The organism is Candidatus Methylacidithermus pantelleriae (assembly GCF_905250085.1).
In the GTDB taxonomy this organism is placed as follows: Bacteria; Verrucomicrobiota; Verrucomicrobiia; order Methylacidiphilales; family Methylacidiphilaceae; genus Methylacidithermus; species Methylacidithermus pantelleriae.
In genome coordinates, this window is record NZ_CAJNOB010000001.1 from 64,159 (window position 1) to 84,527 (window position 20,369).

Annotated in this window: 18 protein-coding genes, 1 tRNA gene and 1 other RNA gene; 6 read left to right on the top strand and 14 right to left on the bottom strand. The window is 56.4% G+C overall.

Annotated features, from left to right (window positions below; translation table 11 throughout):
- Position 1: 1 nt before the first annotated feature.
- Positions 2–2,524: a BatD family protein gene (locus tag KK925_RS00295; protein ID WP_174581608.1), complete on the top strand. Its 2,523-nt coding sequence runs from the start codon at positions 2–4 to the stop codon at positions 2,522–2,524.
- 1,102 nt (positions 2,525–3,626) lie between these two features.
- Here KK925_RS00295 and KK925_RS00300 read toward each other — a convergent pair.
- Positions 3,627–4,676, bottom strand: coding sequence for a hypothetical protein (locus tag KK925_RS00300; RefSeq protein WP_174581609.1), 1,050 nt, complete (start codon positions 4,674–4,676; stop codon positions 3,627–3,629).
- Between the two features lie 274 nt (positions 4,677–4,950).
- Between KK925_RS00300 and rnpB the strand changes: the two genes are divergently transcribed.
- From rnpB to KK925_RS00315, 3 genes are all read left to right on the top strand, one after another.
- Positions 4,951–5,411: RNase P RNA component class A (gene rnpB, locus KK925_RS00305), an RNA gene on the top strand.
- 215 nt (positions 5,412–5,626) lie between these two features.
- On the top strand, positions 5,627–6,463 hold the full coding sequence (locus KK925_RS00310) for an HAD family hydrolase (RefSeq protein WP_214096168.1): 837 nt from the start codon (positions 5,627–5,629) through the stop codon (positions 6,461–6,463).
- A gap of 22 nt (positions 6,464–6,485) precedes the next feature.
- The gene (locus tag KK925_RS00315) at positions 6,486–7,430 is read left to right on the top strand and encodes a class I SAM-dependent methyltransferase (protein ID WP_174581611.1); all 945 of its coding nucleotides are present in this window, start codon (positions 6,486–6,488) and stop codon (positions 7,428–7,430) included.
- 195 nt (positions 7,431–7,625) lie between these two features.
- Here KK925_RS00315 and KK925_RS00320 read toward each other — a convergent pair whose 3' ends face one another.
- A complete protein-coding gene (locus KK925_RS00320) occupies positions 7,626–9,737 on the bottom strand; it encodes a hypothetical protein (RefSeq protein ID WP_174581612.1) in 2,112 nt (703 codons plus the stop codon).
- Positions 9,738–9,748: 11 nt separating this feature from the next.
- Entirely contained in the window at positions 9,749–9,895 is a 147-nt protein-coding gene (locus KK925_RS00325) for a hypothetical protein (protein ID WP_174581613.1), read from the bottom strand.
- A 162-nt stretch (positions 9,896–10,057) separates the two neighbouring features.
- Between KK925_RS00325 and KK925_RS00330 the strand changes: the two genes are divergently transcribed.
- On the top strand, positions 10,058–11,083 hold the full coding sequence (locus KK925_RS00330; protein WP_174581614.1) for a DUF4915 domain-containing protein: 1,026 nt from the start codon (positions 10,058–10,060) through the stop codon (positions 11,081–11,083).
- Positions 11,084–11,129: 46 nt separating this feature from the next.
- On the opposite strand, the gene KK925_RS00335 is transcribed toward KK925_RS00330, so the two are convergent.
- Genes KK925_RS00335 through KK925_RS00350 form a run of 4 tightly spaced genes read right to left on the bottom strand, consistent with a single transcriptional unit; the run spans position 11,130 to position 14,784 of the window.
- A complete protein-coding gene (locus tag KK925_RS00335) occupies positions 11,130–12,023 on the bottom strand; it encodes a glycosyltransferase family 2 protein (RefSeq protein ID WP_174581615.1) in 894 nt (297 codons plus the stop codon).
- A 1-nt stretch (position 12,024) separates the two neighbouring features.
- A complete protein-coding gene (locus KK925_RS00340; protein WP_214096169.1) occupies positions 12,025–13,224 on the bottom strand; it encodes a glycosyltransferase family 4 protein in 1,200 nt (399 codons plus the stop codon).
- 21 nt (positions 13,225–13,245) lie between these two features.
- On the bottom strand, positions 13,246–13,995 hold the full coding sequence (locus tag KK925_RS00345) for a class I SAM-dependent methyltransferase (RefSeq protein ID WP_174581617.1): 750 nt from the start codon (positions 13,993–13,995) through the stop codon (positions 13,246–13,248).
- 39 nt (positions 13,996–14,034) lie between these two features.
- Positions 14,035–14,784, bottom strand: a complete 750-nt coding sequence (locus KK925_RS00350) for a class I SAM-dependent methyltransferase (protein ID WP_174581618.1) — start codon at positions 14,782–14,784, stop codon at positions 14,035–14,037.
- Positions 14,785–14,990: 206 nt separating this feature from the next.
- Here KK925_RS00350 and KK925_RS00355 point away from each other — a divergent pair, with 206 nt between their 5' ends.
- Positions 14,991–15,596: a hypothetical protein gene (locus KK925_RS00355; protein WP_174581619.1), complete on the top strand. Its 606-nt coding sequence runs from the start codon at positions 14,991–14,993 to the stop codon at positions 15,594–15,596.
- A 93-nt stretch (positions 15,597–15,689) separates the two neighbouring features.
- Here the strand turns inward: KK925_RS00355 and KK925_RS00360 are convergent, their stop codons facing one another.
- The 7 genes from KK925_RS00360 to ruvA all read right to left on the bottom strand — a co-directional run bounded on the left by KK925_RS00360 (position 15,690) and on the right by ruvA (position 20,359).
- Positions 15,690–15,839 (bottom strand): hypothetical protein, encoded by a 150-nt coding sequence (locus tag KK925_RS00360; RefSeq protein ID WP_174581620.1) that lies wholly within the window; start codon positions 15,837–15,839, stop codon positions 15,690–15,692.
- 10 nt (positions 15,840–15,849) lie between these two features.
- Entirely contained in the window at positions 15,850–16,431 is a 582-nt protein-coding gene (gene nusG, locus KK925_RS00365) for a transcription termination/antitermination protein NusG (RefSeq protein WP_174581621.1), read from the bottom strand.
- Between the two features lie 961 nt (positions 16,432–17,392).
- Positions 17,393–17,465 (bottom strand) — tRNA-Lys (locus KK925_RS00370).
- Between the two features lie 147 nt (positions 17,466–17,612).
- Positions 17,613–18,077, bottom strand: coding sequence for a rhodanese-like domain-containing protein (locus KK925_RS00375; RefSeq protein ID WP_174581622.1), 465 nt, complete (start codon positions 18,075–18,077; stop codon positions 17,613–17,615).
- Between the two features lie 116 nt (positions 18,078–18,193).
- Positions 18,194–18,610, bottom strand: coding sequence for a secondary thiamine-phosphate synthase enzyme YjbQ (locus KK925_RS00380; RefSeq protein WP_174581623.1), 417 nt, complete (start codon positions 18,608–18,610; stop codon positions 18,194–18,196).
- Entirely contained in the window at positions 18,607–19,662 is a 1,056-nt protein-coding gene (gene ruvB / locus KK925_RS00385) for a Holliday junction branch migration DNA helicase RuvB (protein WP_174581624.1), read from the bottom strand. Before ruvB ends, KK925_RS00380 begins: the two co-directional genes overlap by 4 nt.
- A 142-nt stretch (positions 19,663–19,804) precedes the next feature.
- Complete coding sequence (gene ruvA / locus KK925_RS00390) at positions 19,805–20,359, bottom strand: Holliday junction branch migration protein RuvA (protein WP_214096170.1); 555 nt, start codon at positions 20,357–20,359, stop codon at positions 19,805–19,807.
- Positions 20,360–20,369: the final 10 nt, after the last annotated feature.

Sequence of the window (20,369 nt, forward strand, 5' to 3'; positions counted from 1 at the left end):
CGTGAAGACGTTGCGGCATTTGCTCTGGATCCTTGGGAGCTATTGGGTCCTGACCCCGGTGGCGAGTTACGGGCAACTGGCCTATTGGGTCTTGCCCCCGGATCCTGTGCAAGCGGGAGTTTCTTTTGAGATCGAACTTGTGTTTGAGGAATGCATTCCTCAAGCCGCTCCTCAGCCCCCTAAGGTGGCAGGCCTTTCGTTACGGAAGCTGCACGTTCGGTCCTCCAGTCAGTTTGCACGATCCCACCAGTTTCCGAAAACGCGCTTTCTTTTTAGCGCTCTGGCCCGGGACCCTGGAACCTACCAGATCCCGCCCTTTGAGGTGCCCACAGACCAAGGTCCTGTCTTGGTACCGAAACTGGCCGTCTGGGTAGCCCCACCCGAGGCAAACCTCTCCTCCTTTCCTTCCGACACGGAACCCGTGCGCTCGGTCTTGATCGTTCCTACTACTTCGGTATGGGTGGGAGAACCTTTTCCGATTGAATACGAGCTGGTGGGCAAACAAGGGACCATTTTTGAGCCGGCCGGTCCCCCGGAATGGTCCCCGGAGGATCTCGTTATCGAAGGATGGAAAAAAGCAGGGGTCCTGTACTGGCAGGAGGAAGGGAAACGCGCTTTCCGCTACCAAACAAATGCCCTGGCCACCCAACCGGGCAAACTCCAATTGCCCTCCGTTTTTCAAGAGGTCCGCGTCGAGATAGAAGCCCGAGCGGGGAGCGGGTATTTTGCTCCTCCGAGTTACCAGAGCCTTTCGACCAGTTCCAACACGCTGACCTTGGAAGTAAAGCCGCTTCCCCCTGCCCCAAAAGGGTTTAGCCGAGCGGTCGGTCAATTCCGGCTCGTGTCACGGATCGAACCCTCGGAGGTGCGTGTGGGAGAGCCGGTTAGCTGGACGTTGGAGGTCGCAGGAGTGGGCAACTGGCCCGAGCGCTGGGGATTACCCCCCAGGACTGTGCCTGCGGGAATGCGTGTGGTCGAACCACGACCCCGGAGGCAGCTAGCTGGAAGCTCTCTTTTCCAAGGCAGTCTTTTGGAAGAAGTCGTTCTTATCCCTAGCCAGCCAGGCAACTACCAGCTTGCGCCGGTGGTCTTTACGTACTTCGACCCGGTCCAGGGTTCTTTTCAAACCCTCCGAACCGAACCGATCTTTTTGCGTGTCCTCCCGAGCCCCATGACTCAAGCGGGACCCAACGGGATCTTTTTTGGGCCATGGAAAGGGACCCAGTCTCAAGGTCCCATTGTGGGGATCGCTACCCCACCGAACCTTTTGCGTCCCGAGCTAGAGGGAGAATCACTCGGGTGGGCTCCGTTCCCCTTGGTTTGGACCCTTTTGCCCGGAGCTCTTGTCGCGGGAACGCTTTGCGTAGCCTGGATTTTTTTTGCCTGCAGAGAAGCCCGCAAAACAGACCCCCTTTGGGCACGCCATTGGGAGGCACGCTCCCTAGAGAAGCTCCTCGAGGAGCCGCAAATCTTGCTAGAAAACGAAAAACGGCAATGGGTCCGGCAGTGGACAAGGAAAGTCGCTTTTCTTTTGGGATTATCAAAGGCCGAACCAAGTTTCCAAGATTGGAAAGAGGCTTTGGAGCGCCATGGGATCCGAGGCCAAGCCCAAGAGACCTGGTTACAACTCCTTTCAGAAACCGAGCGTTTTCTCTATAGCCAGGAGGGCACCCTTCCCCCCGACTGGCCCGTGCGCGCACGGGAAGCTCTCCAGAAAGCTCCGTGGTCCCAACGACCCAGCGTTCTCCTTCTTGGAAGCCGGCTTCGGCTGCGGTATTTCTTTCCCCTTCTCTGGCTTTTTGTGGGAATGCCTTGGGAAGCCGTGTGGCCCGAACCACTCTGGGAACTTCGCCAGGGGAACTTTTCTTCTGCGATCCAGGGATGGACATCGGCTCTTTCCGAGCGGCCGACTGATTGGAAGCTCCGGAATAACCTAGGGCTTGCTCTTAGCCAGGTAGGCCGCTGGCCGGAAGCAATGGCTCACTTTGCCTCTGCCGTACTCCTTGCTCCCCGCAAAGACGAACCCCGGTGGAACTTGAAACTTGCCCTTCAAAAGGTAGGGGTTGCCGACCCACGGATCGTCCAACTAAGTCAACCCTGGCGCTTTCCGTTTATCGCTTCCTTTGCCGAATGGGAACTTCTTTGGACGGGAGCCTTCACCCTGCTTTCCCTTTCGTTTTTCCCCTGGATGTTAGGCCGCTACCGGCTTTGCCCCTGGACGCCCTGCAAGCGACTTGCTTCCCTTGGGGCAGGGACGGCACTGGCGTTGGGTTTGGTCTCCCTCAGTGCTCTGGTTGCCTATGGTCCGTTGGGGGATCCTAACGTCGCTCTTTTTGTGAAAGACACAAGACTCCGCACTCTCCCGACAGACGCGGTGGAGGAAACTCGCCTGGTCGTTGCGGGAAATCTTGGGATTGGTCAAAAGGAATTTTTAGGCTGGCAACAAGTGCGGCTGATCAACCGCGAGGTGGGCTGGACGCGCAAGGATGCATTGGTCTTCCTTTACACTTTTCCGCGTCCCTGAGACTTAAGACCTTCCATCCCGACCTTTTTTCCTAAGAACCAGCGCAGGCTGGTTTACCCTTTTCTCGGGGACAGGGTGGGGTCGTTTCACCATTAATGGATCTTGCCACGCTCTTTCTCGAAGTTTTCGAACGCCCTGCAAATTCCTTCGAGACATGGCAAGACTGGGTGTTGAACATGCGAAGCAATTTTCCTCAAACGAGGAGGCCGGTTGACAAAGAACGGGGCCCGTAAAGCAGGGATAGACCATACAAGCCGAACCTGGCTTTTCCAAAAAACCGGGAAAGAACTCTTGCAAAGGCAAGCTCACAAGAATCTAAACCCAATCTTCTGTTTTTTTCCGTGCTCGGAACCGCCCGGATGCCTATTGGTCCCCTGGCCGACCCGTTCGGCAAAAAAAGCGGTGCCAGTTTCTTTTTCTTGTGGGAAAGGTTTTTTTCCGCGGGTCCGAGGTAAACCGGCCCGGGAGCTTGTCAAGGCAAGGCTTGCGGCTTTTTTGGGGGCCCCTCCTTTCGATCGGAAACCAGGCGTTTCTTCTCTTATTCTTTTCCCAGGATAGAGGAAAAAAGCTCAAGATCCTGCGGTTTCCCTGGAGTCCTCATTTGAGTTCTCTATGGCGTACTTGGATAGCCCAGGTAACCCACTGGCGAGAGGGCCTCGTCACTTGGGCCTTGCGCAGCCAAGCCCCCAGGGAGGGGGCAATCGCTTGGGAGCCTCCGGGCGGGCTTAACCGCCGCATCGAGACTTTGTATCCGTTTACGTGGGATAGGACTGGATCACCTTTCTTTGCTTGGGGTAACTCCGGCGCGCCCACGAAAGACGCTTCCGATGGGATTGGGGTCTTGCCTTTTGCCTAGCCTGGATTTGGGTACCAACGCTTCCGTTTGAGAAGCTTTTTTTTCGGCGATTACCCTTTCTTTTGGGGCTTACTACTGGCTCTCACCGGCTTAGAGAGAGAACGGGAGTCGTCCAGTTCTAGCTCCTCTATGCGGAATAACTTTCCCCGAAGAGACGCATCCAATGCCCGGAGTTTGGGCGTAAAAAAAAGCCGGGCAAGTAACTTGCCCGGCTTTTTTCATAACCGAATGAAGTGGGTTTTTTCCTTAGAAGGTGTACTTAATTCCTCCGACCACAATATGCTCCATAATGGAGTCAAGTTTCACCTTGGTGTCGGAAACCGCAGGGAAAACCTGCGAAGCTCCGCCTCCCAAGGATACAACCGTCGGCACAGGTGACACTGTCGGATGGGTAAAGTCTGTTTCCCCAATCACCAGGAACTTGTACTCTGCGAAGATCGACCAGTGGGCAAGGCTTGAGCTAAATTTATCTAAATCAAGCTCCAAGCCCGCAATTCCCTGAACCGCCGGAGCTAGCTGCACCTCGTTATTCCCACCGGCTGTCGCAAAAGTTAGCCCTGCACCACCCAGGTTATTGGTCGGACCAAACTGCTGGATGACACCTCCACCATTGCTGGCCACGATGGCCGCGGCTGCACCAGCCCCGATGTAGGGGGTCACCCACGGAGTTTCAAACTTGAGGATCCCATTAATCGCAAGGATCCCAATGTCAAAATTATTACTCCAGCCGCCAAGATTGAGCGCTTGCACGGAACCCGGCGGCACAAGCACATCCCCAAAATTTGGCCCGGGCCCTTTACCGAACAACGTCGCCCCCTGGTGCAGAGGGCCCATGAGAGCCGAACCATAGTCGTGACCCAACCAGTATCCATCAAACTCGATCGCGGGTTTGATCCTCCAGTGCGGGTCGCTCCCAATCTGCGTGCCGGCCCACTCGTACCCTAGCTTTAGGCCCCCCACCCCTCCAGTGTCGCCCCCGAGGTTACCGTCCAGCCAGTTGGGACCACCAGGAAAAACGTCCTTGTTAAAGAACGGACCGCCCGCAGGAACCGAAACATCCCACGGTCCATTGGCGTTCGTCGCTGTCACATGAGAGTTGTCCGACTCATGAAAAGCTGCCCCACCCTGGAGCCCAAGATACAGTCCTTCCTTAGGGGTGAAGGCTTCCTCATGGGTGACTTCTTTCACTTCTTTTGAGGGACCTTCCTCCCCCGCAAGTACCAAACGGGGCACAGCCAAAGCCACGACCGGGGCTAGCCCCACCGCCAACCATCGTATTTTTTTCTTTTCTATCATCTTGACCCTCCTCTGACCTTTGGATCTTTTTTCTCTCCTCTCTCCTTACCCACTCTCGGGCGCGCCCCTGTTTTTGTATAGGGGCCTACTCCCATTTTCCCTAAGACCGCCCATTCATGCTTGGTTTGCATTACGCAAAAAAGCCAAGGCCGCGTCAACGAAAAAAACGATTTTTTTTCGAACGCTAAAAAAAGAGGAACTTCCCACCCCTTGGGCTTCCGGAGTTTCGGTCTTCTTTTGCCCTACGGTCTAAGTCCCATTACCTTATTCCCAGAGGGAAGAGCCGGCCATCGCCCAGGCTTCAAAGAGCCCGGGAGGAAAGTCCGAACACCTCAAGGCAGCGCGCCCTCGGAAACGGGGGGACTGCCCTTTAAAAGGGGGCAGGACGGAAAGTGTCACAGAAAACAAACCGCCTCAAGGTTTCCCTTCGGGGGAGCCTTGAGGCAAGGGTGAAAAGGTGGGGTAAGAGCCCACCGCCCGTTCCGGTAACGGACGGGGCACGACAAACCCCGCGCGGTGCAAGGCCAAACAGGGGCCAAGGGTTGCCTTGCCCGGCCGGGAATGTTTCCCGGCCAGCCCCGGGTTGGGCCGCACCGGGAAGTGTCTTTCCCGGACCTCGGCCTCCGAAGGATCTTCCGTAAGAGGCCAGGTAGAGAAATGATGGCACCCGGCAAGGGTCTTCCGGGGAGGGGCCTTCGCCGGGAACAGAATTCGGCTTATGGCTCTTTCCCTTCTCCCCGGTTATTCTTTTTTTTGAACGTCCGCTCGCCTTCGCACGTCCAACCTGTTAGGAGTTATTCCTCGCTTTCTCCTCCAGCACTCCTCCTCTGCGCGTACAATAGCGGCCCGGTCCCCCGCCGGGCCGCCCTCTTTTTGGGCCTAGCTTCCTCGTGTTGAGCCGTGTATGGTCCTTGCAGGCCGTGAACCCGTCTCCCGCAAAGCTAAGTCCCTTGAGGGCCCATCGCACCCACCCGAAAAGGGGGATTCAATTGCTGTGCACGGATTTTGACGGGACTCTTTTGGGCGGAGGCGGGGTCCATCCTTCTCTTTGGGCCGTTTTAGTCCGTTTGGTCGAGGAAGAGCACATCATTTGGGTCATCAATACGGGACGCACGTGGGAAGGGCTGGCACATGAGCTTTGGCGACTTTCCCCGCCGGTATGGCCTCATTGGGTGGTCTTGGGCGAACGAGAGGTATACAGGATCGAAGCTCGGGAACCCAAACCTCATAAGTCATGGAATGAGCTCTGCCAGCGTGCCCATCACCAGCTTTTTGAACGAACCCGGCCCTTTTGGAGGGAACTCTTGCGGTATCTCCACATGGAAAGCCGAGCCAGGTTTACCGTCGACCAGCTTTGGTCCCCGGTTGAAATTGAGGCCACCTCGGAAGAAGAAGCAGACCGGATTCACAGGTTTGTCCGAGAACGGATTTGCCGGTGGAGGTCCCTCTCGGTTGTCCGTAATTCCCGATGGTTCCGTTTCGCTCACAGTTTTTTCCACAAAGGGACGGCGCTTGCTTGTATCCAACGAGAAACGGCTACTTCGCCTGCCCGAACCCTAGCAGTCGGGGACCATTACAACGATTTGCCCATGCTGGAACCCGTCTACGCCGAGTATCTTGCCTGCCCTGCCAATGCCATTGAACCCGTCAAGGAAAAGGTACGGCGCTACCAAGGCGAAATCGCCACAGGTGAAGCCTCGCTAGGAGTCCTCGAAGTGTTGGAAAAGGTTTTTCTATCGGCCTCCCGCTCGTTTTCAAGAGGGTCAAGAAAAGAGCTAGAGGAGTAACGCCTGGATTCTCCGATTCTCCGTGAAAACCTGCCGGATCTGCGCGTATCGCGCGGACCTTCCAGAAATCATTGCGCGCGAAGTTCTCCTAGGAACCCAGGAAGAATTTTCCTATTTTGAGTGCCTCCGGTGTGGAACCGTGCAGATTTGCCGGATCCCCGAGGACCTTTCCCGCTATTATCCCCCGCAGTACTATTCGCTGGCTCCTCCAAGAGAGCTTCTGGAAAGATACGCCCGGCCTTCCCCCGTCAAAAGCTGGCTAGCTTCGCTTGTTTTGCACAAAAGCTTTCCAGCTAAAAGCCTCCTCTTTCGAGGGCGACTTTTCCCTCAATTTCTCCGGGAAGTTTCCAAGCTTGGGCTTCGCCAGGATTCCGCCATTCTGGATGTAGGCTGCGGGGAAGGCCTCCTTTTGCGCCGCATGTATAGCTGGGGGTTTTCCCGCCTGACTGGAACCGATCCTTTTCTGGCGACCCCGGTCCAGCTCCCGGGCCTAACTCTAAAGAAAGGGACACTGGAAGAGCTTCAAGGTTCGTTCGATCTTGTGACCCTGCATCATGTCATCGAGCACGTGGGGGACCCGCGCAAGCTCTTGGGAACGGCTCGCAAGCTATTGCACGAAAGCTCTTGGCTTCTGATCACAACTCCCCTGGCCGATAGCTACGGGTGGCGAAAATACCGCGCTAACTGGCTCGGGCTTGACCCACCGAGGCACTTGCACGTCTTTACCGTGCGTTCGATTACGGCACTCGCGCAAGAAGCAGGCTACCGGCTTGTGGAAGTGGTTTACGACCCGGGAGAACTCCTGTGGGAAGCCTCTTTTAGGATTAGCTTGGGAGAAAGACCCTTTGGCCCAAGCCAATCCAGCTGGGCACGCCAGCGTGCTTGGAAACGCTGGGGGCAGAAGCTAGCTCTGCTGGGCGATGCCGATGTGGCGACCCTCTACTTCCGGTTGAAGGCTAAAGAATAAAAGAAAATCCCTTTCACAACCGGATCCCATTGCCGGGGAGCCAATGTAAGGGGGCCTCCACCGCCCAAACCCTGCCTCGATTGCCCCCTGACCTCTGAAAGAGTCCCAGAGGCCACAAGAAAAAAAGGACTCTCCCTCACCACCCATGGGAAAAGACCGCTTGCTTTCTGGGTAGCCGCGAAGCAAAAAGCGTTTCTATTGCGAAGCGGTAAGCGCTGGAGGGAAGCTTTTTATCTTTCGATCCTCCCGCAAGCTTGCAAGTCCCCAGGAGCCAATCCCTGCAAGCCCCAGAAGCAACATCCCTTCTCCCCATCTTCCGGCTCCTTGCAGTTTGCCAAGCTTTGCAAGAGCTCCCCTGGGGATCCCCGATCCCCAGGGGGTAACGAGAAACGCTTGGATCCGGGGATCGGTCAAGCAACGACGGACTCTCTCCGCTCGAGGAGCCCCGATGGCAAGTCCCTCCCTAAGCTGGAGCGCACGAAAATCCCCATGCTCAAGAGCCTGGGAAAGATTAGCTTGAGCTAACTCCCTCCAGGCGATTCTCTCTTTGAATCCAACAGGCGGTCCTAGCAGGGTCCGCAGGAGGACCCCCGCGAGAACCAAAAAGCTAGCGAGATTAGCCAGCGCAATTGCCCCTTTTTCCCAGAGTTCCCGAGGCCTGCGCGCGGCAGGAAAAACAAGCGAAATCGCTAGTGCAAGATTGAGACACGCTCCCAAGGCTGGGAGTTCCAGGTAGCGGGGAGCGATCTGGCCGGAACCCCGCCCCCAAGCGATCGCCAGCGTCCCTCCGAGCACCCAGAGCCCCCAACCCACCGCAAGGCAAGAGCTAGGCCTGACCCTTTTCTTTTGGAACGTTGCAAGCAAAAAACGGCTTGCTTCAATCCCAAAAGGGGCCCAGAGAAGCACGGCCAGCCAGGGGCTATTTTTATAGGGAAAGGCAAGTTCCTCACCCCAGAAATGCAATAGCCTCGCCAAAGAGGACGCTTCTAGTCCCCGGTGGGACGGCACACGGGGGGTTGCCATCCAGAAAAGAAGAAAAACAACCGCTAGCAAAAGGCTTCCCCAAAGCCGGCGTGCGGCGCCTCCTTTGGTTTCCCTTTCAGGTGGGGCCAAAAGTTGGACACCGGCAACCACGGGAGCCCAGAGCGCTCCCGATGCCATCGAAAAAAAGGCCAAAACCCCCATAAGAACCCCCAGAACCCAGCCCTGGGAAAATGGGGGATGTTCGATGCACAACCAGATGGCCAGAAGCGAAAAAATCTCGGTAAAAAACACCTGAGATTGCCAGGCCATAAGCGTATCCTCCCAACCAAAGAAAGGGGGGATCGTGATGCTACCGATCCCCAGGGCCAAGAGCAGCTTAGCAGGCATTCCGGCTAGCTGCTGAACCAGCCCAAGAAAGAGAATGACCGGCGGACCGGCAGCTAGAAAGGCATTGACGAACATCTGGATCCTGGGGTCCCACACCCCCCCGTTCGCATAGGTTACCCCAAGCGCAAGCGCCCGAGTCGTAAGAAGCCTGTGCTCGCAGTGAGGAAAAAAAAGACAAGCAAGCCCGTCTCCTTGGAACCAGGGCCGGAAAAACTCTTCGAGCTCGTCCCACTCATCCCAAAATGGGAGGGAAGAACCGTAGTCTTCCACCATCCACACCCTGGCTCCCGCAACGGCGAGCAAAAGCCCAAAAGAAGCACCGGCAAGCCCTACCTTGCGAGAGGTACTTGAGGGCCAGCCTAACTGTGCCCAAAGGAATACACTTCCCAGAAGCAACGCTACGCCCAAAAGAAACCATCCGATCGAAACCCAGGGGACGGGTTTGGGCGGAATGGTTCCCTGGATCTCCCAAGAAACGGAGACCTGGGCCGGGCCTTGCGCCTTTCCAACGGTAAACTTGCCCGCGCTACCATCCCACTGCGTGGTGACTCCCTGGGACACTTCCCAGCGGCCCAGGGGAAAGCTTCCCTTTTCCCCTGGCAGAGTGATCACCCCACCCAGCCACAAGGTAACCGCCCGGTCTAAAGCCATCGTTACCTCAAGTTTCCGGGGCGAAAGGAGCGGAAGATCCAAAAGAATCGGATGCAACTTGCCATCCCCGGGCAACGCAGCACAGTAAGTCGCCGGAGAGAGCCACGCAGGGTCCGTCCAGAACTTGAGCCGGACCACACAGTCGGATTGCGAGCCTACCCACAAAAGGGCTCTTCGAGCCCCATGGTCCAGCGAGAAAGAAAACACTCGAAAGACCGCAATCGATGCCAAGAGAGCCACAAACCCTCCGGTTGCCGCAAGGCCGGCCCGCAAGTTTTCCCTCATCCCTTGCTTCCTTAAAGGAAAAGGCCACCGGAAGAAAGCAAAACAAGGCGATCCTCTTGGGAAGAGAAGCAAAGAACCTCCGGAACTGGCTCAACATCTCGAAGTCTTTTGGAGAACGCCACAAATTCCTTCCCCCGAACCGACGAGAGTCTTGCCATTGGGCCTATTCTTTCGTAACCAACGATAGCCTTGGCTTGTCCCAAAAAGGGCGGTTACGGTTTCCGGGCGACCCTCCGGGCAACTGCTAAGGAAAGGCCCCCGGGGAAAGCAGTTTTCAAAAGTTTCCGCCTCAGACACCGTGGAGAAAACGGGCTTTTGTTATGGATCGGTTGCTTGTGACCTTTTGTAACGCTGTACCCCCTGGACTTGTCGCAGGAGTTTTTCACTATGAGACTGGAGCCTTTTATTGGGTGCCCCTTCCTGAACCCTTGCAAAGGGTCCGCGGAGCCACAGGGATTGGCTTTTGGCAAGGACACTATTGGATCATCCTTCAAGATCCACGCCGGTGCCGGCTACTGGAATTACGCGCCGACTTGGAACCCATCCAAGATTGGCCTCTGCGAGCTACCGATCCTCACTCGATCCTGTGCCTGGAAGATTCTTTCCTCATTAGCGATAGCGGTTGTAATGGCCTATGGCGGATCCTTTGGAAAGGACGACAGCCGGCGGAAGCGCTTTTCTGGCAGTATGATCGGGCATGCGCTGATCGCGTTCACCTAAACTCGGCGGCTTTTCATGAAGGCTCGCTCTACGTTTCCTGTTTCGGGCAGCGGACGGACACCGGCTGGAATAGCGCACAGGATGGGTTTGTTTACCATGTGCAGGGGCTGAAAATCCTCGTGGACGGCCTCTATCATCCTCACTCGCTTCTCAGCTTTGAAGGAGCTCTATGGTGGCTTGAATCCAAAAGAGGGCGCTTGCACACCTTTTCGAACGAGGAGGGACACCGGGCTTTCCTTGAGCTCAAAGGGTATATTCGCGGTTTGGCCATAAGCGATCGGTGGATCTATGTAGCGGCAAGCGCCGCAAGAAGACGCTCGCGGAGCCTCGGCCAATGGACCCAAGACGTGCCGAAAGAGCCTGAGCTTTGCGACTCTTGGCTATATCGTATCGATCGGAAGACGTTGCAGTGGACCCGACGCAACCTTTCCTACTACGGAGCGGAACTTTTTGACCTTCACATCCTCGCAACCCAGGAAACACTTCCCTTAGAGAAAAATCCTTCCGATCCGGTTCGAGAAAGGATCCGTCGGTTGGAGGAAGAGTGCCTCCAATCCCCTCCGACCCGTAAGAAGAAGATCCGTCAGTGGCTCTCCTTTCTTTCCCCGCACAGGAGTAGGGGATAGAAACCATCGCAAGGGCCTTTATCAAAAGCTTCCCTCTTACCCGCGCTTACCCGGAAGGAAACTTCCGATGAGCCCAGCGCCAAATCGCTCGATATTTCGCGTGTCTCCACTGCCAACGACTTTTCTTTCTCCCCCAGCTCAAACCCCAGCTTATCCCGAGAAGGAAAAGCTCCCACGCAGCCTTCCACCGGTGGGCCTGGCGAATGCGAGCAATGACATCAGGCGAGTAATGTTTGGAGTAAAAAAGATATTCGGCTCGAAGTTTCCGGTCCCATACCTCCCTTGGGCTTCTGTCTCGCTCACTCCCACCTCCGCGGTGGAGCACCCGGGCTTTGGGGACGACCCCAATTTCCCATCCCTCTTTCCTTGCCCGCAGGCAAAGATCAAAATCTTCCCCGTAAACAAAGAAATCTTCATCAAACCCCCCGAGCGCCTCGAAAAGCTCTCTCCGGACCACCATGCTGGCTCCCAGCACCATCGCGATCGGCCCGGGGAGCCGGTCAGAGAATGGAGCGGCATATTTTTCCCCGGGATACCGGGGCGAAGCAACAGGCTGTTCCTGGCCTTTCATGTCCGTCAAGCAAGTGGAAGCAATGCCGACTCTTGGGTTTTCCAGCATAAACTTGTGAATGGACGCAAGGACCTCCGATCCTAAAAGGACCGTATCGGGATTTACAAAATAGAGAAGCCGTCCCGTGCAAAGGGGTAAAACCCGGTTGCAGGCCCTACCAAACCCGAGATTTGAGCTAAAGGAAACCACTTTTGCCCAAGGAAACGCTTGCTGGAGACCCAAACCAAACCAGGGGTCTCCCTCGTTATCGAGAACCCATGTTTCCCAGGTAACGCCCGTTTGCTTTTCAATCGACGCGAGGCAACCGGGCAAAAGATCCCGGGTTTTCCAATGAACAATGAGGATGGAAAAATCTCTTTCCACACTCACCCTAGTCTTTTTGGGTTACGCCAAGGCATTCCTCATAAATCCTAACCAGTTCTTTCACACGAAAACGCCAATCGCACCTCTCTGCCGTTTGCCGGGCTTCTTTTCCCATCCGTTCCCGTTCGAGCGGATTGCAGAGTCTTTCCAGGCACTGAGCCAGTTCTTGGACACTCTCCGGGTCTTCCAGAATCCAACCGTTACGACCGGGATCCACTAGTTTCGCTGCCCCAACGTGGGGTCCAACGACGACCGGAAGGCCGGAGGCCAGAGCTTCCAGTACCACCATCCCGAAAGCCTCCCAGCGCGAGGGAAAGAGAAGAAAGTCACTGGCGCCGTAGTAGGAGCTGGCAAGACTTTGCGAAACAGGTCCAGAGAACCAGACGGCACGCTGGCTTTGAAGCGTTCGGAGGCAACTCCCCGCCTCCTTTGGATTTCCTCTTCCTACGACGCACAGCCGCAAGGGATAGCCTTTTTCCCGGAGCCTTGCTACCGCTTCGGCTGTTTGGGGCAGTCCTTTCAAACGGAAATTATTGCCGATAAAAAGAGCCACCAAGTCCTCCCGTTTCCACCCCAAAGGGCCAAAAAGTTTCTGCTTGAGCTCTTGGCGCTCCGGAAAGACTTGGAAAGACCGAAACTCGACACCGGGACAAAGCACACGGATTTTGGGGACTAGCTCCGGATATTCCGTACGAAGCTCGCCAGCTGCAAGCTCCGAGGGACAGAGAATGACGCGGCACCGGGGCGAAAAAAGCGTTTTTCGTTCCAGAAGGTCGACCAGCTTGTCCTGGGGGGTTGCCCAAGAGCGAGCTTTCCCGACGATTTTCCTCCACCGGCGTCGGGGAAGTCCAAAGCTTACCACGTCCGCCTCCACGCCAAGCTCATGCGAGTGAACCAGATCAAATGCCCCTTTTTGAAGGTAGCGCTTGGCCTGCATTGCAAACGCAAGTTGCCCCCACGGGCCGCTTCTGGGTAGGATCCTGCCAGCCTCATGGAAAACGAAACCCTGGGTGCGCTGCCCTGGCCGCAAGCCCACCACATGAATCTCCCAGCGCGGGTCCTCAAGGAGCCCCACCCCCAGGCGCCAGGCAAAAAGCTCCGCTCCCCCCCAATCTCCGAAGTAACGACTGACAATGGCCACTTTGACTGGCTTTTCCATGTTTGCCCCCAAGAGTTTTTCGGGAAGCTGGGGAAAGAAAAAACCCAAAAAGGGCCAACTATCCCTGCCCTAGCTTGCCGGAGGATTTTCCGGTTTTTGGGCAGCGACTACAAGCGTGCGACCCAGAAGCAGAGCCGGAGAGTTGTGTTCCTGGACGAAGGGGAGGTTCTCCGCAGAGACGGTCTTATACCGGGAGCGTTCCCTCCAGAGAGCCAAGCGTGAGGCTACTCCGATTGGAACACAAAGGAGGAAAAACCAACCTAAAGACCCTTTTTGCCAGCGATCCACCGCGATACGAATGTTCCGGAATCCAGCCTGGAAAAGGGCATGGCTAAGGTAAAAACAGGGAACCGGACTGATATGGCCATCCGTATCCGGCGGAAGTTCATCCGAAAAAGGTAAAGGGCCAAAAAGGTTCCAAAATCCAAAGAATAGAAAACGAAGCCGGGAACGAAGGTTAAGTACGTTGGGTGTCGAAAAGAGGGCAAGCCCCCCGGGCACGAGCACCCGATACACTTCTCGCACCACACCGCGGTAATTTTCCAGGTGTTCCAGCACCTCCGTGCAGGTAACCAGAGAAAAAAACCCCGAGGGATAGGGAAGAGGCTCCCGGTTTAGGTCAACCCTCGTCACCTTCATTCCCTCAAGAGGCTCCGGGCTGCGATCGCACCCAAAGGCTTCCAAGGGGAAACGCGTGAGAATTTCTTTCGCAAGCCGGCCATCCCCACATCCAATATCCAGGTAATTCCCGGCAAGCCGAGGGCAACACTCTTCGATCATGGCAACCACTTTCGCATGGGTGGCCGGTAGACTTAACATTAACTTCTCCCTATCTGTGCTTTTTCGCACAACCGAGCTTTACTGGCTTTGAGCCTTCGGCTGCTGACGGCGTGCTAGCACAATGAGCGTGTTACCCCCGAAAAGAATCGGTCCGGAAAGGCTATCCCACAGGGCATACTTCTCCTTCCGGGCCGCGGGTTGACAAACGCCATAAAGCCAGACACCCAGTCCGATGGGCCAAAGCCAAAAAAGCTGACGCCATTTCTGCGCGTCTCGATACCAGCCGAGAGGTTGAAAATGATGCCAAAGGAGTAGCTGCTTGATCTCCGCAAAAGTCAAAAGGTTTTGATGATCGAACCCGGAACCATACCGCTCCCGTTCTTCCCGCGGAATGACGCGGTAAAAGCAGCCCCGGAAAAGGAAGTTTAACCGTTCCTCCAGATTGCAAATATTCGGTGTGGAAAGGACGAGCCATCCTCCGGGCCGCGTGACACGGGCTACTTCCCGGAAGAATTGAAAGGGGTTTTCCAGGTGTTCGATCCCCTCCAAGGAGACAACCAAGTCAAAAAACGCATCCGGACAAGGAAGAGCCTCGTTTACATCCCCGTTGACCCGGATAATCCTGGGATCAGCTTCGTCTGACTGCGCCAGATCCCGATCCACCCCCCATACCTCTAGCCCCCGCTGGACCAGCCATTGCGCCATGGCCCCCGGCCCAAGGGGAGCATCTAAGGCCCGGGTGATCAATCCCTGGGAAAGCAACGGTTCCAAGATTTTCCGAACGACCCGATGAATCTCGGCTCTTGCCCTGGGTACGGCTCCCTTCATCCAAGGATCCCTCGCAATACCGGGGGCAAAGGACATTTCCTTGCGGCCCGGTCCCGATCCGCGGTCATGCGCGCCGTGCCTCTCGCTCTACGATCCAAACAATCAGCCCCAGTCCCAGCGCCGAAAGACCAATGGCGACCCCAAATCCCAAAAGAGAGGAAACGAAAGCTTCCCCCATAGACTTGCTCCCATTATCGTAACAAAGTATGGAGGAAAAAGGATCGCAAGCTATTGGCAACTTCCCGATCCGCCCCCGTTTTCTTCCCCGGGTCAGGTCCTTATGGGGCCAGGAAGTCTTTTTACTCTTTCTTGTGCTTTGCCTTCCCCTCCTCGGCTGGCCGCAACCCACGGTCTACCCCCAGGCCACCCAGAGCACGGGCAGTTCTCCCAATTTCTCGGGCACTTGGGTTCTGGTGGAAGTTCAGCCGACTAGAAAAGGCAAGAGCCTTCCCGCGCTCACCCTAACCATTGAGGACTCCGGAACCAGCGTGACCCAGGTTCGAACGACAGGAACTGGAACCCACGCGCAGCACTGGAAGTACACCTTTTACCTGGACGGCCGGGTAGCCGAAAATCGCACACCCCGTGGGGCTCTCCTCCAGACGCAAGCCCGACGCGCTAAAGGTCGACTGGTCCTCTCCTCCTGGCTCACCCGGGACCTTCCTTCCGGAAGGAAGATCCGCCTCCACATCCAGGAGGCTTGGACACTCAGCCCCGACGGGACGCAGCTACGAATTGAACTCGTTCGCCGCCATCCCTCCGGGCGCCTGCTCCGGAGAGAACGTCTCCTGTTTCGCCGGGTGGCATCTTAACACCCTCCCGAAAAGACAAGCCCGATTTCTAAAAATGGACCGACCTTCGAGAAGGCCGTTCCTCCCGCCACAAAACAGGCCGGAGCACTCGAACTAGGAGCCGCGTGCCAACTCTCCTAGTCGAACTTCTCCCGCATGAGCGCCCACAAACCAATAATGATAAAAATCCAAATAGGTACGATGAAGAATGCCATGGCACGGCAAAAAACCGGAAAACCCCGTCTCTGTCAAGCGCAATCCCATTTTTTTTCGCTTAAGCCAACGTCTTTTGTTTTTGTACCCTCAACCACCCGATTCTTGCTTGCGGCTCTGCAGGAGCAACAGCCGACACGGGTAGTTCTAACTCCATCTGGCGCCCGAGAAACTCCATAAGAATACGGACACGCGCTTCACCGGGGAGCAGCTTCGAAAGGACCGCCTCAAGGCCCTGCAAGGCTCCGTGATGAACGATGACGCGGTCCCCCTCCTTGAGAAGTTCAACATCCTGCACCCCCTCCTCGCCGAAGTGCGCCTTTAATTCCTCGATGACCTCCGCCTCAACTACTGGATACCGATCCCCAAAACACACTACCCTACCAACCCCTTGGGTGTGGAGGACTAACCGCAGATGTCGCACTGGGTTAAACCAAGCAAAAAGGTACCCTGGAAATAAGGGCTCGATTACCGAAAGAAGCCTCCGGCGGACAGTCTTCCGGTACCGGATGCGCGGGCAAAACACTTCTAGCTCCGGGCGGTGTCTTGCCAAGGTCCGGCAGGCCAAAAACTCCCGCCGTGGTTGGGTTCGCACACAAAACCAATAGGCCAAGTCAGGTAGTTGAGCTGCCGCGTATTCCATCGCTATCCCCTTTCGGCTTACCTCCCGGTCGAAAAGGTTTTCTCTTCGGCCAGGAGGTTTTTTGGTGCAGCAGATGATGGACCTAGGACCTGGCACTTCGAACTGGTCAAAGAGGCAGGGGAAAGTTTCCTAAAGAGAAACGCTCCTGCCCGCCTACCCATAAGCACAGGCGCTCCAAAAAGGAGAGACTGGGTTCACTCCCGAACCAGTCGCTCGGTGGTGTCGAAAGGATTGGTGGAACCCGGCCAAAAGCCATTTCCGTTGGCTCCGGGTTTGTCCCCTGGGTCTTTCACCTCAGGCAGGGTTTTTTGGAGCAGCTCTCAATCGATGGGTAACGGACTCCCAAGCGCGGCCCCCCGGTGAGAAAGAAGACAATCCATAACCAAGGGTTTTGTCCGTAGGCCTGCCCCTCAATGCGGCCTGAGGGACGACCTTTCGAGAGTGGGAGCCTGCCCCTTTTTGCGGGGTTCCCCCCGGTCCAACCATTAGGCAAGCGGTGACCCACGGCCAGTTGACCTTTCTTGGACGGGTTTCGGAGCCGTTTTGTACCAGGCCCCTTCGAGGTCGCCAACGGACGGGATACGGGTTAGACTTGGGGAAAAAAGGAAGGAGACTTTCGTTTTTCTTTGGTTCTGGAAAAGGCTATCGTTCGCAGGCCCGTCCACTTAACCCTTCGCCAGCCCGACGGACCGGGTTAATCCCTACCCCCTTTTTTAGGCAAGCGAGCGACACATCCAAGCGGGACTGCCAACCCTGCAACGATCCGAGAACCCAAGGGCAATCTTTCGGTGGCTCGTCTTTTTTGACTATAGGTCGAGGACCCCTGGGAGAGGTCAAAAAGACCCCCTCTTTTCTAGCTTTTGTGGACCGCGACAGAGAGCGCCCTTGGGAACTTTTCCCCCACCAGCCCCCTCCGAGGAAGGAGATCCCTCAAACCACCACGCCTCTAGCTACCAGGGACTGCCCCGGCCAGGGCTCGAACCTGGGACCGAGTGATTAAGAGTCACCTGCTCTACCAACTGAGCTACCGGGGCAAAAAGTCTCTAGGAGCCTACGCTCCTTTTACCTATATAGCCAGAGGCTCACGGGGAAGCAAAGCCCCATTGGATAGGCTTTTCTCCAGAGTTTGCGCCAAGAGAGAAAAAGGCAAAGAAAGTTTGCTTAGAAAAAGCGAGCCCTTTTCAATAGATCGGTGGGGCCAGCCGCTCCAAAGGGATCGAACGCAAATCCGGCGCTAGAAGACGCCCATAGTAGGAATCCCCCGGATGGACCTTGCGGGTAGGTCGCCCGTCTTTTCCCACAAGCTTTCCTCCCTCGTTCACCCACCCGAAAAGACCTCTCTTTAAGTACCAGGCCTGCTCAACCCCCCACCTGGTCAATTCCTCCACGAACGCGGCCGATCGCCAACCGACCGAGTCGTAAGCGACAATCGGCCCGGGGTCCTTGGGCAGGCGCCACAAGCGCCAGGCCTGGGGCCGAGGGGAAACTCGAATGGCACCCCGCAGGTGACTGACCTCGTATTCTTCCACACTGCGAAGATCCACCAACACCGGGGGGTTGCGCGAGGAATCTTCCAACCAGCGTGCCAGCTCCATGGAAGAAAGGCTTTTTGCGTGGGGGAAACGCTCCTGGATCGCTTTTTCCAAACTCTCCCAAGAGAGCGGCGGAGGGGTTACCTTGCAGCTCGCCATGAGAAAGACGAGAAAAGAGACGAGGAAAAAGCCAACGTTTTCCCTCGCTCGCCATGTTTTGGCGTCCCTTCCTACTCCCCAATGATCTTTATGAGCACGCGTTTTCGTCTCTTTCCGTCGAACTCGCCGTAAAAAATCTGCTCCCACGGCCCTAGATCCAGCCGACCTTGAGTGACCGCCACCACGACCTCTCTTCCCATAATGGTCCTTTTGAGATGGGCATCGGCATTGTCCTCTCCCACATTATGCTCATACTGGGAGTAAGGCTTTTCCGGAGCCAGCCGTTCCAACCACCGCTCGAAATCCCGGTGAAGACCAGGTTCATCGTCGTTGATGAACACGCTTGCTGTAATGTGCATCGCATTGCACAAAAGAAGCCCCTCCTGGATTCCGCTACGGCGTAAGCTTGCCTCCACCTGGGGGGTGATGTTGACCAACGCCCTCCGAGTTGGAATCTCAAACCAGAGTTCCTCGCGATAGCTCTTCACGTGTCTTCCTTCTCCCTTTCCTTCCAGAGTTCCCCCTGCAAGGATTGCCCGGGGGTCACACGCAATTTTTCGTAGGTCCGGGGCGTTGCTACTCTCCCCTGGGGCGTTCTTTTGAGAAAGCCTTGAAGGATCAGGTAAGGCTCATGAACCTCTTCCAAAGTTCCTGGATCCTCTCCCAGAGCAACGGCCAGCGAGTGGATCCCCACGGGTCCTCCTCGGAATTTGAACACCAACGTCTCCAAAAGCCGCTTGTCCATGTCATCGAGACCATCCTCATCAATCTCCAGCATGCTTAAAGCCTCGCAGGCAAGCTCGACGTCGACCGGTCTCCCTTGCCCTTTGACCAGGGCAAAATCACGGATCCATCGAACCAGGTGATTGGCAATCCTCGGTGTCCCTCGAGCTCTTCGAGCCACTTCCCATGCCCCGTCGGCCAAAAGGGGTACCTGGAGGATCCCCGCGGCTCGCTGTACGATCCGAGCCATTTCTTCGACCGGGTAATAGTCCAGCCGGTGGACCATTCCAAATCGGCTCCGGAGCGGAGCGGTAAGCATGCCTACCCGAGTTGTGGCCCCCACCAGAGTAAACTTGGGCAAGGTGAGCCGGACGCTCCGAGCACTGGGCCCCTGGTCAATGACGATGTCAATGCGAAAATCTTCCATCGCAGGGTAGAGATATTCTTCCACCGCTCTGGGCAGCCGGTGAATCTCATCTATAAAGAGAATCTCCCCCGGTTCCAGCGAGGTGAGAAGCCCCGCCAGATCCCCCGCTCGCTCCAAAATCGGCCCCGAAGTAGCCCGGAAGTTGACCCCCATTTCCTTGGCCAAAAGAGTCGCAAGACTCGTTTTACCGACGCCGGCCGGGCCACAAAAAAGCAAGTGTTCCATGGGTTCCCCCCGGGCCCGAGCGGAAGCTACCAGCACCTTGAGCCTTTCTTTCACCCGCTCCTGCCCGATAAATTCTTCCCAGGATCCGGGGCGCAAGGATCGTTCCAGTTCTAAATCGACGGTTTCGCCCTTCCAAACCGCCCCGGTTGTAGGATGTTGCTCCATGACCTCCAGAAAAACCGTTTTTTTCCTTTCCCCGCTTCCTCTGCTGCCACGCCACCCTCTTACTCCCAAACGCCATCCCCTTCCCGGCTTTTTTGCTAGGCACCGGGTTTTTGCCGTACAACTCTCTTTGACCTCCCGTTCCCTAGAGTCGTCGCAACGCCTGCCGCACCAGTTCTTCTAGCGGCAAGTGGGGGTCTGCCTCTACGACGGCTTCCACCGCCTTAGTGGCTTCCGATTGCCGGTAGCCCAAAGCCACAAGTGCCAGGACAGCATCGGTCGTCTTGGTCCGTGGTTGCCCCCCGGACGCAAGCTCCGGAACCCCCTTTAACCGGTCCTTAAGCTCGAAGACAATCCGCTCGGCCATTTTCTTACCAATCCCTCGGATCGAGGCAAGAAAGGTCCGGTCCCCCTGGCGGACGGCTTCCCGAAACCGCTCCGGATGAGTTACACTGAGAATGGAAAGGGCACTTTTGGGCCCAATCCCTTGCACATGATCGACGAGCAGCCGAAAAAGTTCCCTCTCTTCCCGGGATCCAAAGCCATAGAGGGCCTGACCCGTATCCCGGAACTCCCAATAGGTCCAGAGGCGAACCGGAGCCGGAGGCCGGGGCAAGGCCTGGTAGGTGCTCAAAGGAATGGCAAGCTCCCATCCCACTCCAGAAACGCGAACAAGCGCCCGCCCGGGCTCTTTTTCCATCAACTCCCCC